The following is a 16,099-nucleotide window of genomic DNA, read 5'->3' as shown; positions in this document are numbered from 1 at the left end:
AACTTCTAATCTATAAGAATTATATGTTATTTTCTGGATAAATCAAAGAATACTTGGATAGGCGTGTTGAATGCAGAGGAGGCAGATTTTTTAAAAAATGAAACCAATCCCTGATTGATTCGTCTTAGCATAAAGGGGAATGAGGTGAGGAGCGTGTGAGGAGGGTGAAGAACGAAGCCCATTCAGAAGACCGGGAGTCCTGGCTGGAAATGATCATGGAGGAATACGGCGAACATCTTACGAAATTAGCTTATAACTATGTAAAGGATTGGAGTCTGGCTGAAGACATCGTTCAGGATGTATTTATCACATGCTACAAGCATTATGAAAAAATAGATGAAATTACCTCATTTAAAGCATGGATATATCGACTGGTCATTAACCGATCGAAGGATGTCCTGAAGAGTTCCGCCTTTAAGAGAGTGGTGATGAATTCAAGCCTTTTTTCTCTTTTTACATCAAGTGACCCGTTACCTGAAATGAGTTTACTGAAGCGAAGTGAGGAAGAGCTTCTTTCACGATGTGTCCTGGCCCTGCCCGTAAAGTATCGGGAGGTCTTCACGCTTTATTATTATGAAGAATGTTCCATTGATGAAATGGAAGGGCTATTAGGTCTGAATGGAAATACAATCAAAACAAGGTTGAACAGAGGCAGGAGTAAGCTGAAAAAAATGATGGAAAGGGGGGAGCATGATGGAGGATAAGCTTAATGATTTAAAGAAAGCGATGGATTCTACAACTCACAAGGGCCGGCACTTTACGGAATTTCAAAGAAATAAGATTCGGCAAGCCGTTCATAGTCCGGTCCAGGCAAAAAAACCTAATCCATTCATTATTTTCATCATGACCACTGTTGCCATTTGTTTAATAGGCTTCTTCGTTTCGACCGAATTGTTGTTTAAGCAAAATGAAACAAACAATGGCAGTCCGGATACATGGCAAGTCCATCATGATTATCAGGAGAATCACAAAATCCTGTTCAGCATCTTACCCGACCCTGAACTGCATGCCGGTATGCCTTATGGCTATATTTTCAGTTTCAAAGAACCTTTTGACACATACAAAGGGAAAGAACTCTCCATTTCGGCAGTTCATAAGGAAACAGATCAGAAAATTGAAGTGGTGTCGCCTCAAAAAATAACAGAGCCATCACCAGGATACTCAGGCCTGAAGCGCTTCACCACAAGTTTCCAGGTTCCATATAGCGGACTATGGAGGTATGAAGTCTCCCTTGACGGCAAGGCTTATGGAGATGTCGTCGTACGTGTGGATGAAATAGAAGAAGGGAGCCCTGTCACATTACCAGAAGATATTCCGGAATACGTTCAGGAAAGTGACTTTGACAAAATTAACTGGGACCTGAAGGCAACCACGTTTGACCGGAATATGATCGGAAATGAAAACAAATCAGGCATCATCGGAGCTGATATGCCAAGCCTGACCGCACAAAAATGGATGTGGCATCTGTGGAATACGGATGCTTCAGAACTGACAGTGGTTGGTTATCACAGAGAGTCGGAGACAGTGCACCCTGTATTGAATAACGGTGAAGGCTGGACCATTCCTCTGGGCGGTGAGAACAATGGTGCAGATGTTCATGCCCCATCGGCTGTTACCATTCCTGAACGGGGTGAGTGGGCGTTCGTGCTTTATGCGGATGGGCAGTTGTTTGATGTGGTTGTGTTAGAGATTGAAAAGTGACTTGTTATTAGTGGAGGTCATTTTTTTGAATGTATTAATTGTAAGCCGGGGTTATGCCCGGCTTTTTGGTTTTTTTCTTCTTTTTACAAGGAAATGGAGGGGGGATTTTGCGAGTAGTAATTATAAAATCCACTTGGAACCTAAAAACCTTGAACAAATTCAGGCTACATTGAGATATGATCCGGTTTGCGTTACTTATGATCCGGATTTTAGATTTATGATCCGCTTTCAGGATATTTGATCCAACCTTACCTTTTATAAAATACAATTTCCTCAATATTCCGCAACCATTGCTTAGTATCAGTACCATCCTTGTTCCCTATCCACAGGTCCCTTTTCGTATCTGTTATAGATGTCCCTCTTAACCAAACAAGTTTTGAAATGGACGCGATATACTGAGGGGCATAGTCTCCATATCCTTTAGGGGGACTCGTGATTTTTATTTGGTGATTCGAATCGATATTCAGAGTATAAAGGGCAGGCAGCGGGTGCTTATTGAATTCATTGGTCCACTCCTGTTCTTTGATTCTTGAAACCACCAGAGATTTATTGGTCATCCAATTAAAATCAAGATCAGCGTAATGGGCAGGCGTGTAGGTTCCTGAAACAGGCATTTCCTTTACCTTTAGATCTTTATTTTTGAAGCCGAACACGATTCTCCCTCCGCCTGCGATATAGGCTAGCGTATCTGTTGACGGTGACCATTTGGGCTGTCCGACATCCAGGATCATCTCGTCCAATATCTCGAAATTTTTCCCTTCTTTATCTATGACACATACCATATTACTGTCCATGGACCAGGACGCGGTGGGAGACACAACGAATGAAATCCATTTGCCGCTCGGTGAATAGGTCAGCTGCTCGGCATAGACGGCAATCAGTTTGTTTTGCTCACTTGTCCCAATTTCCCTTGGAAGGGTGAAGAATAGCTCCACGCCACCAAAAAGAATAATATCCTCATAGTTATCTCCGACTTTTTTTATGAACAAAGAGGCACTTGACCATCCATCCGGGTTGAGGGTCCCTGACGAAGACAGAAGGAAGCCACTGCCATCCGGAAGCCACGTGAAATCACTGACCCCGGTTGCAATGTTGTAGAAACGCTTGAGGTCTGAAATATCTAGAATTCCTCTATTATTATAAGCAACATGGTTTTTATGGGGAGCCCATTCTGGAGAATGACCGTTATAAGAAATTCTCTTCTTTTTCCCCGTTTTAAGATTGTAAGTCCACAGCTCTGACTGCATTTCCCTTTTATCGAATTCAGAAGTGGTCTCTACTTGATAGGCAATCCAGGTTCCGTCGGTTGACCATTTCGGTTGAGAGTGCACGTTTCCGGAATTCGTTACTTGTGTTTCATGGTTATCTATCAAGGTCCACAAATTCCCCTCCCTGATAAAAGCAGCTTTAACTTGATTGTTTATGGATGCGGAGGGTGTTGATGGAAGAATAAGAGCAAGAATGATGGTAAAGAGGATAGCTTTTTTCATTGTGATTCTCCTTTTCGCATATGCTCTTACTATTTTCCAGGAGGGCTTACATTATGTGAAAAAGAGTGTGGAAATGAAAGATGAGGTCTGGCCCGATTTTTTTGTACCGACCCTTTTAAAAGGAGGAGTTCTTCACTTTATGCGGAAGTACTATCAATATGAAACTTCAATCCCAAGGAGGAAAATACCCATGAAACGAACTGACTTGCTCTTAAGAATGCTCGATACTACATACGACCAGGAAAGTTGGTATGCACCGTTAAAACAAGCAATTGAAGGGGTCAGTGCTGAACAGGCTTGTTGGAGACCGGATGGAGAAGCGACGAAAACCATATGGGAAAATGTGAATCACCTTACTTATTACAAAGAAAGACTGACGGCACAATTGGAAGGTCGGGAATGGGCTCAGACTCTCGATGGCAATGAAACTTTCTATCTTACGGAACAAATAAATGATGATAAGGAATGGAAAGCAGTCGTTGAGCGTGTTGAATCGTCCCAACGTCGCTTAAGGGAGGCGCTTAGTAAAACAACGACTGAAATGCTAGAAGAAAATTCTCTTGAAGAGAAATTGTTGGACATCATGATGCACGATGCTTACCATACGGGTCAGATCATGCAATTGAGGAAGATGCAGGGATCATGGCCGTCGCACCGCTGATTGGAGGTACAGCTGGAGGTCACTAGAACGATCTTCAGCTATTTTTGACATTTCCAATACAGACTGTAACTAATCAGAAGCTCTAACATGACAGTCACAAAAATAATTCATCTCTTCTTAATAAAACACCAAGTCATTCAACCGACCCAACGACTTCAACTCCTTATTCATTTGTTCCCTCATATCACTGATTCGGCTTTGAAGGACAGGAAGGATTTCCTTACTGTGTCTGGATGAAAAGTGTTGTTAGAAATTAGAAATTAATGGATAATATTTTGTGATAGCTTGATGGTGGGAGTGATCCCCAATGCGAGGAGTGGATCGAAATAATCATTAATCCAATAGAATTTCATATTCGTAATCTAACCTATATCATAAGGTCAGCAAGGGAAGATGATGCAAAAAGTCTCTCAGAAGTCCGACTGCAGGCAGACGGAGAGACAGAAAACATGGATAGGGAAAAGGGTGAAGCATACATAGATGAGGCGGGCTTTAAACACCTCATTAAAGAAGATACGGAGAGTCCCCAGAATCTCTTTTTGGTGTGTGAAGTGAAAGACAGGATTGCAGGTTTCTCAAGGTGTGAGGGGAAACCATTAAAGCGGATTGCTCATAAAGTGGAGTTTGGTGTATGTGTATTACAAGAGTTCTGGGGATACGGCATTGGGAAAAATCTATTAAGAGAGTCAATCCGTTGGGCAGATGCCAACGAGATTAAGAAGATCACCTTGAATGTGCTTGAAACAAATGAAAAAGCCATAACACTATATAAAAACAACGGTTTTGAAGTAGAAGGGGTGCTGAAGAAGGATAAATTATTATCGGATGGACGTTATTACGATACCGTGGTGATGGGACGATTTCATCCATAATATCGAAAGGGTGGTTTATATGAATCTGGCATTAAAGGAGATCAATGCTGACAATTGGGAGGAATGTGTAACCTTATCTGTCTCGGAGCATCAGAAGGAATTTGTCGCAGATAACGCTTATTCATTGCTGCAATCAACATTTATGGAAGAACAATATCCATTGGCCATTTATCATCAACATAGCATGGTAGGGTTCATCATGTATGGGATCGACCCTGAAACAAACCGTATGGAGATGTGCCGGTTAATGATCGATCAAAATTATCAAGGGAGAGGCTATGGTAAAAAGGCAACGCAACTACTTTTAGAAAAATTGACCCATACATATGGAAATATAGAATTATTCACAAGTGCGGAACCGGAAAATGTGAGTGCCATCAGATTATATGAAGGTCTGGGATTTGAGAAGACGGGTGAAATAATGTGGGGGGAGGTTGTGTTGAAGAGGCAACTTTAGTATACAAATGATTTCGTACTCTATAAAAAATTGTTAAAAGGGTTGATACGTCAATGAAAAAGTATAGCCTTCTTTTATTTGACTTGGATGACACGCTACTTGAAAATTCGTCTTGGTTTGATGATGGACTGGTTCAGTCTCTTACAGAACACCCACTGACAAAGGGGATGGATAAACAACTATTTCTGAAGAAAATAAAACAACCTCCAAAATCTTTAATAGAGAAACTTGTAAGTGGGGAAATAAACACATTGGAATTTAAGAGAGAAAGATGGAAGAGTGCTTTTGACTACTTTGAAGTGAAGGTGAACATGGAAGCAATTGAACAACTCGAATCTCTTTTTACTAATACAAGCATGAAATTCATTACTGTTAACGAATATGTATTACATTTAATGAATGAACTGAATATGCAATATGAAGTAGGAATTGTAACAAACGGACTTTATGACCCTCGACAAAAGATAGTCAATATGGGACTAGGACATATATTCAGCCACAATAAAATAGTTCATGCTGAACAAATAGGTATTAGAAAGCCTGATTCCAGAATCTATACTATTGCTTTAGAAGCTTTTAATAAGAAACCTGAAGAGACGATATTCATAGGTGATTCGTGGACACATGATGTTCTTGGCCCCATGGAAGCAGGAATGGATGCAATATGGGTCAATTCCAGAGGGGGAGAAAAACCAACGGATCATATTCCATATTCAATTGTGTCTTCTATTAGGGAAATCAAAGATATATTACTAAGTAGCAGCAGTGAAAAATAGTTTTAATGATTTAAGTGAAAGCATCGTAGCTCCAGATAGCCGTAATCTGTTGATATCAAATTTTTCAAACTCAATAATCTTAACGGACGAATATAAAAGCTATATCAAGCCATACATAGATCAAATAAAGAAAGAATCCGAGGTGCAAGAATGATAGCTTCAGAAAGTATTTTAAAGACGTGGAAGAAATTCAATGATTTTCCCATGGAGACATTAACAAAGGTTTGGTTTTATAACGGGGGAAGCGAGAAGAAACAGCGGGATGTTTCTCTTATGCGGGAGCATCGGGAACAATTCGGGATGTCCGGGAATTGTTTCGATCTTGCACTCTGGTTACTGGATGAGTTTAGACGGGATGGGGTAGAGGCTTATCCCGTTGGTCATAACCTGAATTCGGAAGAGGCTCATGCGGCTGTCATCGCACTGAATGAAAAGGGTGAACGATTCCTTTGTGATTTGGGTGACCAATGGTTGAATCCGATTTTAATCGATACGGATAGCATAGATTACTCCAGCGAAAAGGTAAGTGGTTTCTTCCCCGCAGCAAAAGTACAGGTTAAAGATCATCCAACAGGAACAGAAATTCTTTATCATCGACCGAATGGAAAAGTATCGAGGCAAGTTTTTCAGACCGCGCCAGTTGAGATGGATACTTTTTTAATGGCTGCTGAGCATTCTCAACAAATGATAAAGAACCATCCATTATTGGAATGCAAAATCCCGTACAAATCTGAAATTGCTCATTGGGAGTTTTATAACTGGGAGAGCTTTTTAAGTACGACAGAAGGGCTGATGAAGGATCCGAAGCTTGAAACGGTGGAAGAGTGGGCTGAAAGAATCCATGGAAAAACAGGATACAACAAAGCGGTTCTAATCGAAATATTAGAGCATTACAAAAATACTCAACTATGAAAAGGAAAACTACCATAACGTATTCTCGGGGGAGGAGTTTTTTAGAAGTGAAGGCGTATCATCAAAAGTTTAATGAGTTTATTGAAATTGCCAGGAAGCTAAATGGTATTGGAATCACTCCATTGCTGATGGGCTCTGTGGGATTGGAAGTGGTCACAGAAAAGAGCTGGGACGCACAGGATCTGGACATACATGTGCCTGGCGATAAGAGAGGATGGGAAGTACCTCCTGAAACATCCATACATAACTGGAACGAAATTGTGAACATCATGAATTCAATGAAATATCGCCTAATCGATTTACATGAACATGAGTTCTCTAAAGATGGATTATCCGTTGAGTTTGGAATCATCGACACGTTGCCGGACTTTGCGGGGGTACGATTGGAAGATCTGGAAATGCATCGTAAGGGAGAAGTGAAATATTATCTGCTGAGTCCCGAGCAATATTTACGTGTTTACGAGGCTTCATCCAAGGACAGCTATCGGGCAGATCAAAATAATCATAAAGATATGGGGAAGATAGAGTATTTGAAGAATCAAATAAATAATTAATGTGCATGTATCAGGGGGAGGCTCTACCAGGGGCAAATCATAATAAGGAAAGTGAGCTGTCTGCCTTGAGAATAATAACGGTTTCCTTCCTACTCATAGTATTCATGATTGTTGGCTGTAGCCAAAGTGATGGTCTTCATAATAAGGATTTTGAGAAGGCCGTTTATTCAATGGTTAAAGATCAAGATAATAAGGTTATAAAAGTTAGATCATTAGCGGATTTTAAGTGGGGTAAAGCTTACTTGTTTGAACCTTATACTCCAGAAGAATATATTGAAAAGCAGTTGGGGGTTGAATTTGAAGATCCCAGCAACATCCGTAGTAGAGATGATATCTATTTAATGGTTTTTCTTAATGAGGATAAAGTTGTTCAGTATGCTGAACTAAAACGTCAAAGAACTTCTTTTTCAATTGGAGAAAAAGACTATCTGTCTCCTTCTGAGGATGTATTGAAGATTGAGAGGTAGTAAACGAACCTTTATTCATTTTCTTGTCCAACTGAAAGGCGTATGTAGAAGTTTCTGATATTAATTGAAAGGAGCTTATATGGACAAATATAAAATCATTTTATTCGATTTAGATGGAACACTTTCCGACCCAAAAGAAGGGATCACTAAATCGGTTCAGTATGCATTAGAGAATTTGGACGTTGAGGTGCCAGATGTTCATGAGCTGGAATGTTTTATTGGACCACCACTACAGGTGTCATTTGCTGAAAATTACGATTTTGATGAGGAGAAAACACAAAGAGCAATTGATTTTTACAGAGAGCGATTCAAGGAGAAGGGGATGTTTGAAAATAAGCTATATTCTAATATCCCATCATTATTGAAATCATTAAAGAAAAAAGGATTTACGTTGGTTGTTGCAACTTCAAAGCCTACTGTATTCGCTGAACAAATCCTGAAGTATTTTACTATTGACCAGTTTTTCACCCTGATTGCAGGAAGCAACCTTGATGGAACAAGAACATCAAAAACTGAGATCATTCAATACATTCTAGATATTTATAATGAATTTGAACCAGGCAGCTTTATTATGATAGGAGACAGGAAGCACGATATTATTGGGGCACATAATACCGGAATTGACTCTATCGGAGTGACGTATGGATATGGTTCATTTGAGGAAATAAGTCAATCTAGCCCTACTTATTTGGTTGAAACTGTCGACATGATTGAAGACGTGTTAGTGGGATATCAGGTTAAATAATCAATAGGGAAAAATTTAGTGTGTGGAGGGATTAAAGCTTGAATTCATTAGAAGAACAATATCGTAATCCAGCGAATCTAAATACCCGGATAAACATTCATGAGAAGTATAGTGACCATAAAAAGGATTGGCATCTATGGCTTTTTGAACAGATGAACATCTCTCCTACTAGTAGGATTCTTGAAATGGGATGCGGGGACGGTACTTTTTGGTTGAAAAATAGAGAACGGATTGATAGTAGCTGGAATTTGATTCTCTCTGATTATTCCGAGGGTATGGTTGAGTCAGCTCAAAAGAATTTAGAGGGGATCCCAAATATCTATTACCGTCCATTAAATATTGAGGATATTCCCTTTGAAGATAATCGCTTTGATATTATTATAGCCAGCCATATGTTGTATCATGTCCCAAATAGAAAAAAAGCATTAAAAGAGGTAAGGCGAGTGTTAAAACCGGATGGTACATTTTACAGTTCAACTATCGGGCAAAATCATATGAAAGAATTTGGTGGGTTGTTAAAACGCTTTGATCCAAATTTAGACTTTCCATCGGCTAGAGAACATGCCTTGAAGTTCGGAGTGGAAAATGGAGCTGAGCAACTTCAGGGTTATTTCAGTGAGATCGTTTACAAAGATTTTCCAGGCGGGTTGAACATTACAGAAGAAAAAGCAATAGTCGATTATCTGCTTTCCTCTAATACAGACCTGAATAAGACCTTGGTCGATGATAAGTTATCACAGTTTCAATCTTTCCTCGCATCTGAAAAAGAAGCGAACAATGGAGTTATTCATATAACAAAGTCAACAGGGTTGTTTGAGTCTAAATAATCATATATTTATAGGCATCTGTTTTGCAGGAAATAAGTGTAGCAAGCATATAAGATAGCTTACTAGCCGAATAGCGATTGTGCTAAAAAGGACTATTTATTGAGCAATATGTATGGATTGAAACAAACGTCAATGGTTAGGTGAGGGTAAAATGGTTATCAGAAAACGAAAGACAGATGAAGATCTCCCAATGGAATTGCTGCTACTCGCAGATCCTTCAGAAGAAATTGTAAAGGAATATGTGAGTAGAGGGGAGTGTTATGTAGCGGAAAGTGAAGGGAAGATTGTTGGAGTCTACGTATTACTCCCAACAAGACCAGAGACCGTCGAGTTAGTGAATGTAGCGGTTGCAGAAGGGTTGCATGGAAAAGGGATCGGTAAACAGCTGGTGATGAATGCGGTTAAAGTGGCAAGGGAGAAAGGATATAAGACCATAGAAGTGGGTACCGGGAACTCTGGTATTGGTCAATTGGCTCTTTATCAGAAATGTGGATTCAGGATCGTCGGGGTGGATTTGGATTTTTTCATCAGGCACTACCCGGAAGAAATATTTGAAAATGGCATCCAGTGTCGTGATATGATCCGGTTGTCCCAGCAGTTATAGAGTGCTTGGATAAAAGAGACCCGGTCCTGCAAGGGAGGGTCTCTTCAAATATGTTTACGGAATCAATAAAATCTTTCCTGTACTTTTTCTGCTTTCCAGGTATTCATGGGCTTTTGCACCTTCGCTTAATGGAAAGATCGTTGGTTCAGAAACCTTTAACTTTTCTTCCTGAATCCATCCGAATAATTCGTGTGAGCGGGTCACCCGTTCCTCGTGAGACGTCAACACATTCCATAGGTCTCCGCCTGTCAGTGTCTTCGAGGTGTCCATCAGCATACGGGGATCAACCGAAACAGGATCGCCGCCCGCCATACCGAAGAATACGACCGTCCCTCCGATGCGGGTGACCTCAAAGCTGTCCATTAATGTGGAACCTACGGATTCATATACAACGTCCGCGCCTTTACCTTCAGTAACATCCTTGACTCGCTGTTTCCAGTCTTCGCTATATAAAAACATATGGTCGGCTCCAGTGGACAACGCCGCTTGTCTCTTTTCTTCAGAGGACGTTAAACCGATGACGCTTCCACCTAAAATCTTGATGATTTGGACAAGGAGCTGTCCGACTCCTCCTGCTGCCGCATGGATTAAAGCAGTATCCCCATTTTTGATACTATAGCTGTCTTTCGTTAAGTAATGAGCAGTGAGCCCTTGTAATAAAAGGGAGGCAGCTGTTTCGTACGATATATCGTCAGGCAGTGGAATGGCTTTTTCCTTTGGTACGGCCACAAGTTCAGCGTTCGCATAAGGGACATCGGCAAAAGCGATGCGGTCCCCGACTTCTATTCCTGAGACGTTGCTTCCGACACGCTTGACGATACCGGCTCCTTCATACCCACATATGTAAGGAGGATTTCCTGCTAAATGATAATTTCCTTTTCTTCTATATACATCGGCGAAGTTCAGGCCGATTGCTTTCATTTCTAATAAGATTTCATCCGCTCCGATGGCGGCATCTTCAATTTCACGGTAATGCAAGACATCCGGTCCTCCAAATTTCTCAAATATGAGTGCTTTCATCATATCCTCTCCACTTCTATAAGATCATTATTTTTAGTGTAACCAGTTTCTTTTCTTTTGACTAGGAATGCGCTTATTGGTACATGGTTTCTTCTTACAGACGTATTGACTGCTCCTAAGAACTCAGGTAGTTGATCAAATGCTTGGAGCTTTTCTATTTTGCAGAAAGCCCTTGAATGAGGACTTTTCGACAAAAGGATCATAAAGGGAAAATCAGGATTATATATCGAAAATCAGGATCATAAGTTCCCGAAACCGGATCATATTTTCAAAAAGAGGATCAAAAAGAGTCCAAACCGGATCATAAACCGCTGGAGAGAGAGTACCGATCTAGGTTCTACTCCGAATGAGCACTTATTGAAGCGGAAAATACGTCATTTCATTTGATTTCAATAGTTTTCGAGTTAGAATAGGAAGATTTCAGCCCTTCATTCGCCTGGTAAAATGAAAATGACCAACGTAGTATAGAGTACATAGGAAGTTTGAAATTTACTTTTTAGAGGGGGCCAATAGATGAATATTGAAATAACACTTTTCGAAGAAGCATTAGCCTTAATCCAAAATAGATACCCGACAGGTTGGGGTGGTGCTGCTGCAATGTATACAAAAAGCGGAAAAATCCTCACTAGTGTTTCCCCGGAAATCATCAATGCTTCCACAGAACTATGTATCGAAACCGGAGCCATACTGGAAGCACATAAACTGGATACTGAAGTCACTCATTCCATTTGTGTCGTGCGGGATGATGAAAACTCCGAGTACAAAGTACTAACACCATGTGGTATATGTCAGGAAAGGCTCTTCTAATGGGGAGATAGCGTGAAGGTGGGCATTTTTCATCCGGAAGGTAATCTTCTATTTAAGACTTTAAAAGAAGTGCAACCTTTTCATTGGTATGAGGCGTATAGAAAATAAAGGAGAGTCGAACTCAGGGAACATTTCAAAAATACAGAATGTTCCTTATTTTTAATGTTATAATATGTTTTGGATAAATAAGGGAGTTGTCGTCGTGGAGTTTGTTTCTTTACCAGTTATATCGATTGCACTATTTATTCTGATTATACATAGCATTGAAACCCTTGCTTATGCTGTCCGGTTATCCGGGGCAAGGGTGAAGCTAATTGCTTCGGGTCTTTCTTTGTTTAATATGATGGTCATTGTTTCAAGGATGTCGAATATGATGCAGCAGCCCTTTACAGGCGGTCTCATCGATGCTGCACCTGAGGGCAGAGAATTAGAAGTGATAGAAGGGCAATTCAGGGTGTTGATTGGTGCATCGACTTTAGGGACAATCCTGGGAATTGTATTATTGCCTACATTCGTTGCTTTGTTCTCCAGAGGGATTATCCATCTTTCAGAGCAGGGAGGTTCTGTTCCCCGATTGATCAAGCTTGGGTTTAAAAATGACCTTTATAAAAGGGGGATCAATCATATTTCCAAGCCGGGTAAAAGATATTTGGAGGGAATCAACTTTAGGGCAATTCCCAAGAGATTATTTTTTATTAATATGATGATTACAGCGGTATACACGGTTGGTGTTTTATCTGCGCTATATGCTGCGATCATCGTACCTGATAGAGGACACAGTGCGATGATGGCTTCGGGGTTGATCAATGGTATCGCAACCATATTACTTACCCTGTTCATTGATCCAAAGATTTCCGTGTTGGCTGATGATGTGGCAAATGGGAAGGGGAATTATACAGAATTAAAAGGTCTTTCCATCATGATGATCATTTCCAGACTGTTTGGAACAGTGATTGCGCAACTAATATTTATCCCTGCCTCATACTATATTGCTTGGATGTCACAGTTTTTTGTTAGTTAAGTAAAAGAGGAGGGATTCCATGTCTGGACGTACATATTTTTACGCATTGGCAGTGCTTGTCCTCCTTCTTATGATTCCATATTTAATCATTAGGAACATTAGGAAAGGGAGAAAACTTTCTACTGTTTTTACATCCAATGTCATGCTGTTGATTTTGCTTTTTGTTGCACTGGGTGAAGTATTGAAAGTTTTTCTGAAGGAATCATCCATGGTGTACTACAATCAGGTTTTCTTTCTTGGTATTTTCTTACTTATTGTTTTGCCGCTGATCCTCCTTTTCTTTTACACTTTGAAAAAGGATGTTAAGAAGTGGAAGGACCCCAATGAATATAAACACCAGTGGTTATTCAAATTCAGGTACCTAATGATGGCTGCTGTAGGTGTCGTATTTATAGGAGCGCTGTTTCGCTTTTATCAAATTTTTATTGTTTTGTTTTCATGATCGGGAGGTAAAAAATGTGAATTGGGAGGTTCGTAGTATGTCATTTACGGAAACACAGATGCCTTCTTACACGCCCACATTTTCCCCAGGTACGAATGGGAAAGGGAAGAGAATATTACAAAACCGGTGTGGAATTATTCTCCAAAACATTGGATGGATAGCACTTACTTGTATTCAGTAGAAAAGCATTTAGCTTTAAAAGAAAAACTAATGAAGTGTTTTCATGAAAAAGGATACACGATGTAGGTGAATCAATGGATAATATTAAGCTATTACACAATGAATATATACTAAAATATCATTCAGAAGAAATTCATTTTTTGAGAAAGGAATTTCTGTTATTTGAGTGTTTATTTCGGAGTCCGTCCCGCATTTTCACACGGGATGAGTTGCTGGATGCAGTTTGGACAAGGGAAGAACCAACTGACAGAACGGTCGATGATCATATCTACAGAGTCAGGAAAAAATTGAAGCCCCTTTCTTCCATTATGAGCGTTGAGACCATAAGGGGAGTAGGTTATAAGCTGAAGATCAGGGAAATGGTCAGGGAGAATGTCCTACTGAAGGACGATGCGGTATCTTCCAGTATGGCAATGCTCTTTCGAAAATATCACTTATATGGGCAAGGTGATGCCCTGAAGCTTCTGGAGGAAAATCAGTCCGTATTGGGATTTGAAATGAATATACAGAACCGTCTTTATCTTCAATTCATGAAGGGGAATTTCAAATGGATAGCTGAATCTAGTGATATTCCATTTTGGGATCGATGTTATTACTTGCTTCACATATATTCCTACATAGCAAGGGACAAGAAAAAGTGTCTGGAGTATTTCACCAAAGCAACATCCAATCCGAACATCCCAGTAGATCATCGTACTGAATTGGAATGGTTAAATCGGTTACCCCTTCTTGTATTCAATGGGCAGCTGGAGGAAGCCGAAATTCTTTTAGCAGAATCGAAAAAAGTGGTTCATGAAAAGAAAGTGGATGGGTTTATTCCACTCCTTTCCTTCATTGAGCTCTACATACTATTATCAAAAAAAGAAGATGACCGGATAACAGGAAGACTATTGGAGATTGAGAAAGAACTTGAACAGTATCCTTTTTTAAGAGAGAAAGCAAGTTTTATGGTTATTAAAGGAATTGCCTCTCTCTACAAAAGGGATGCAGTCGAAGCGAAATACTATTTTGATCGAGGATTGGACCAGTTTTTACAAGCAAGATATGTCCCTGGATTGTTCATTAGCCTAAATATCATTTTGTTTTATTTGACTGAATTCGTAAGGGACCGTGACCTTTCACAATTTTATGCCATTCAGTTGAAGAGATATGAGGAAGAGTTTCAATTAGTTGATTTAGAATTTATCATTCGAAACCAGCTTGATGCTTTTCTCTGATATTCCTCTGACATTCGCCGATTATTCTTTAATAAAGAGTGAATGTGGAGGAATCAAGTATGGAGAAAAATCGATCGATCTGGAGAGATCATAATTTCATCAAGTTTTTTTCAGCAAATGCACTATCGAATCTTGGGAATTGGTTTGACTTTATCGCCGTTCTCATTCTATTCAGGTATACATGGAATGCTGAACCTATGTTGATTGCCATGATCCCTGTTATGTATGCCATTCCGAGTACGTTATTTGGCCAGTTGGCAGGGGTGTTTGTGGACCGGAAAGACAAGCTGAGAATCCTGATTTATTCCGATTGGATCAGGGGATGTCTAACGCTATTGCTTGTGTTTGTGTCCTCCCCTATAGTGGCTCTGTTAGTTCTTCTGTTAAGGAATTCCGTTGGAGTGGTCGGCACCCCGGCCCAGCAAGGGTTAGTGAGGAACATTGTCGATGAAGATCATTTAATGAAGGCTGTTACCATTAACGGTAGCCTGCTTCAATTGGTGAAAGTGGTGGGTCCGCTAATTGGTGGGTCGGTATCCGCGGTATTCAGTCCGGACATTTCTATTGGCATCAATTCTGCTTCCTTCATCCTCTCAGGAATCATCCTCTCAAGAATAGCTTTACGAAATAACGAGAATAACGAAGGAACAACCCCGGATGTTCATGTTCATTTCTTACGTTCGTGGAAGGAAGGATGGGAAATCGTTTTTAAGAACAGGATCCTGCTGGCAAGTATACTTTACGGTATGGTCATTACCCTGACCATTCAAATGATCGATGCTCAGCTTGTAACATTATTCAGCGAGGTGTTTCCCAACAGGACAGAGATGACAGGCTGGACGATATCGGCGATCGGGGTCGGCTCTCTTCTGGTTATTCTTATTCTTACTAAGCTGGATACCATCAAGAGCTATGGATGGTTCTTCGGGACTGGCAGTCTCCTGATCGGTGTTATGACAGGCGGTTTAGGTTTTCTGGATCATCAAAGTACATTCATCTCAGCAATCTGTTTTGCTTTTATCGGAGGTATTGGCACTGGGATAACTTTTACGGCAGTGAATTACATGATCCAGAAGGAACCTCCAGCTGAAGCGATAGGCAGGGTATCGGGTATAGTGGATTCTACGTTGAGTATATTGTTTATTGCCGGACCCCTTCTTGGCGGTGTACTTATTCATCATTTTGGAGTATTGCTTGTGTTCAGGGGGATTGGCGTGGTCCTGATATTAATAGGAACCATTGGTATTATGATGAGGAAAGTTATTTGGAAAAAGAATATGCAAGCAGCCGGAGATGGTAAAGCTGGAGTTGAAAGGAAGCTGAGAAGAGAACGTGATTTAGGTTAA

19 protein-coding genes and 1 pseudogene are annotated in these 16,099 nt (G+C 40.3%); 18 read left to right on the top strand and 2 right to left on the bottom strand.

Annotated elements, in window-relative coordinates; translation table 11 throughout:
• Positions 1–164: 164 nt before the first annotated feature.
• From DET59_RS10510 to DET59_RS10500, 3 genes are read left to right on the top strand one after another with little or no spacing between them, the layout of a single operon-like run.
• Positions 165–704, top strand: coding sequence for a sigma-70 family RNA polymerase sigma factor (locus DET59_RS10510; RefSeq protein WP_258549639.1), 540 nt, complete (start codon positions 165–167; stop codon positions 702–704).
• Positions 694–1,701, top strand: coding sequence for a helix-turn-helix domain-containing protein (locus DET59_RS10505; protein ID WP_113969623.1), 1,008 nt, complete (start codon positions 694–696; stop codon positions 1,699–1,701). The genes DET59_RS10510 and DET59_RS10505 overlap by 11 nt, the downstream gene beginning before the upstream one ends.
• Before the next feature lie 25 nt (positions 1,702–1,726).
• Positions 1,727–1,942, top strand: coding sequence for a hypothetical protein (locus DET59_RS10500; RefSeq protein ID WP_113969622.1), 216 nt, complete (start codon positions 1,727–1,729; stop codon positions 1,940–1,942).
• A gap of 7 nt (positions 1,943–1,949) precedes the next feature.
• On the opposite strand, the gene DET59_RS10495 is transcribed toward DET59_RS10500, so the two are convergent.
• A complete protein-coding gene (locus DET59_RS10495; RefSeq protein ID WP_113969621.1) occupies positions 1,950–3,191 on the bottom strand; it encodes a TolB-like translocation protein in 1,242 nt (413 codons plus the stop codon).
• Positions 3,192–3,381: 190 nt separating this feature from the next.
• On the opposite strand from DET59_RS10495, the gene DET59_RS10490 reads away from it, so the two are divergent.
• From DET59_RS10490 to DET59_RS10445, 10 genes are all read left to right on the top strand, one after another.
• A complete protein-coding gene (locus DET59_RS10490) occupies positions 3,382–3,852 on the top strand; it encodes a DinB family protein (RefSeq protein ID WP_113969712.1) in 471 nt (156 codons plus the stop codon).
• A 326-nt stretch (positions 3,853–4,178) separates the two neighbouring features.
• Complete coding sequence (locus tag DET59_RS10485) at positions 4,179–4,724, top strand: GNAT family N-acetyltransferase (RefSeq protein WP_113969620.1); 546 nt, start codon at positions 4,179–4,181, stop codon at positions 4,722–4,724.
• A 19-nt stretch (positions 4,725–4,743) separates the two neighbouring features.
• The gene (locus tag DET59_RS10480; protein ID WP_113969619.1) at positions 4,744–5,181 is read left to right on the top strand and encodes a GNAT family N-acetyltransferase; all 438 of its coding nucleotides are present in this window, start codon (positions 4,744–4,746) and stop codon (positions 5,179–5,181) included.
• Between the two features lie 53 nt (positions 5,182–5,234).
• On the top strand, positions 5,235–5,957 hold the full coding sequence (locus DET59_RS10475) for an HAD family hydrolase (RefSeq protein WP_113969618.1): 723 nt from the start codon (positions 5,235–5,237) through the stop codon (positions 5,955–5,957).
• Between the two features lie 150 nt (positions 5,958–6,107).
• A complete protein-coding gene (locus DET59_RS10470) occupies positions 6,108–6,869 on the top strand; it encodes a hypothetical protein (RefSeq protein WP_113969617.1) in 762 nt (253 codons plus the stop codon).
• Between the two features lie 47 nt (positions 6,870–6,916).
• On the top strand, positions 6,917–7,423 hold the full coding sequence (locus DET59_RS10465) for a phosphoribosylanthranilate isomerase (RefSeq protein WP_113969616.1): 507 nt from the start codon (positions 6,917–6,919) through the stop codon (positions 7,421–7,423).
• Between the two features lie 170 nt (positions 7,424–7,593).
• Positions 7,594–7,890 (top strand): hypothetical protein, encoded by a 297-nt coding sequence (locus DET59_RS10460; RefSeq protein WP_258549638.1) that lies wholly within the window; start codon positions 7,594–7,596, stop codon positions 7,888–7,890.
• A gap of 79 nt (positions 7,891–7,969) precedes the next feature.
• Entirely contained in the window at positions 7,970–8,635 is a 666-nt protein-coding gene (locus DET59_RS10455) for an HAD family hydrolase (protein ID WP_113969615.1), read from the top strand.
• Between the two features lie 38 nt (positions 8,636–8,673).
• Positions 8,674–9,462 (top strand): class I SAM-dependent methyltransferase, encoded by a 789-nt coding sequence (locus tag DET59_RS10450; RefSeq protein WP_113969614.1) that lies wholly within the window; start codon positions 8,674–8,676, stop codon positions 9,460–9,462.
• 151 nt (positions 9,463–9,613) lie between these two features.
• Positions 9,614–10,066 carry a GNAT family N-acetyltransferase gene (locus DET59_RS10445; RefSeq protein ID WP_113969613.1) on the top strand — a complete coding sequence of 151 codons (453 nt, stop codon included), beginning with the start codon at positions 9,614–9,616 and terminating at the stop codon, positions 10,064–10,066.
• A 54-nt stretch (positions 10,067–10,120) separates the two neighbouring features.
• On the opposite strand, the gene DET59_RS10440 is transcribed toward DET59_RS10445, so the two are convergent.
• Positions 10,121–11,086 (bottom strand): quinone oxidoreductase family protein, encoded by a 966-nt coding sequence (locus DET59_RS10440; RefSeq protein ID WP_113969612.1) that lies wholly within the window; start codon positions 11,084–11,086, stop codon positions 10,121–10,123.
• A 513-nt stretch (positions 11,087–11,599) separates the two neighbouring features.
• Here DET59_RS10440 and DET59_RS10435 point away from each other — a divergent pair.
• From DET59_RS10435 to DET59_RS10415, 5 genes and pseudogenes are all read left to right on the top strand, one after another.
• Positions 11,600–12,001: pseudogene (locus DET59_RS10435) on the top strand (cytidine deaminase).
• A gap of 94 nt (positions 12,002–12,095) precedes the next feature.
• A complete protein-coding gene (locus DET59_RS10430; RefSeq protein ID WP_258549637.1) occupies positions 12,096–12,914 on the top strand; it encodes a lipid II flippase Amj family protein in 819 nt (272 codons plus the stop codon).
• A 19-nt stretch (positions 12,915–12,933) separates the two neighbouring features.
• Positions 12,934–13,356, top strand: a complete 423-nt coding sequence (locus DET59_RS10425) for a hypothetical protein (RefSeq protein WP_113969610.1) — start codon at positions 12,934–12,936, stop codon at positions 13,354–13,356.
• Between the two features lie 254 nt (positions 13,357–13,610).
• Positions 13,611–14,753: a winged helix-turn-helix domain-containing protein gene (locus DET59_RS10420; protein ID WP_113969609.1), complete on the top strand. Its 1,143-nt coding sequence runs from the start codon at positions 13,611–13,613 to the stop codon at positions 14,751–14,753.
• A 59-nt stretch (positions 14,754–14,812) separates the two neighbouring features.
• Complete coding sequence (locus DET59_RS10415; RefSeq protein ID WP_113969608.1) at positions 14,813–16,099, top strand: MFS transporter; 1,287 nt, start codon at positions 14,813–14,815, stop codon at positions 16,097–16,099.

The sequence above is a fragment of the Rossellomorea aquimaris genome (assembly GCF_003315075.1).
In the GTDB taxonomy this organism is placed as follows: domain Bacteria; phylum Bacillota; class Bacilli; order Bacillales; family Bacillaceae_B; genus Rossellomorea; species Rossellomorea aquimaris_C.
The sequence above is the reverse complement of the archived record's forward strand: the minus strand, read 5'-3'. Positions and strand labels throughout refer to the sequence as shown.

Bases quoted from the DNA above. Each gene is read 5' to 3' on its own strand.
- DET59_RS10425 (WP_113969610.1), top strand. From the start codon at position 12,934: ATGTCTGGACGTACATATTTTTACGCATTGGCAGTGCTTGTCCTCCTT.
- DET59_RS10490 (WP_113969712.1), top strand. From the start codon at position 3,382: ATGAAACGAACTGACTTGCTCTTAAGAATGCTCGATACTACATACGAC.
- DET59_RS10475 (WP_113969618.1), top strand. From the start codon at position 5,235: ATGAAAAAGTATAGCCTTCTTTTATTTGACTTGGATGACACGCTACTT.
- DET59_RS10420 (WP_113969609.1), top strand. From the start codon at position 13,611: ATGGATAATATTAAGCTATTACACAATGAATATATACTAAAATATCAT.
- DET59_RS10480 (WP_113969619.1), top strand. From the start codon at position 4,744: ATGAATCTGGCATTAAAGGAGATCAATGCTGACAATTGGGAGGAATGT.
- DET59_RS10505 (WP_113969623.1), top strand. From the start codon at position 694: ATGGAGGATAAGCTTAATGATTTAAAGAAAGCGATGGATTCTACAACT.
- DET59_RS10495 (WP_113969621.1), bottom strand. From the start codon at position 3,191: ATGAAAAAAGCTATCCTCTTTACCATCATTCTTGCTCTTATTCTTCCA.
- DET59_RS10455 (WP_113969615.1), top strand. From the start codon at position 7,970: ATGGACAAATATAAAATCATTTTATTCGATTTAGATGGAACACTTTCC.
- DET59_RS10445 (WP_113969613.1), top strand. From the start codon at position 9,614: ATGGTTATCAGAAAACGAAAGACAGATGAAGATCTCCCAATGGAATTG.
- DET59_RS10460 (WP_258549638.1), top strand. From the start codon at position 7,594: ATGGTTAAAGATCAAGATAATAAGGTTATAAAAGTTAGATCATTAGCG.
- DET59_RS10415 (WP_113969608.1), top strand. From the start codon at position 14,813: ATGGAGAAAAATCGATCGATCTGGAGAGATCATAATTTCATCAAGTTT.
- DET59_RS10440 (WP_113969612.1), bottom strand. From the start codon at position 11,086: ATGAAAGCACTCATATTTGAGAAATTTGGAGGACCGGATGTCTTGCAT.
- DET59_RS10470 (WP_113969617.1), top strand. From the start codon at position 6,108: ATGATAGCTTCAGAAAGTATTTTAAAGACGTGGAAGAAATTCAATGAT.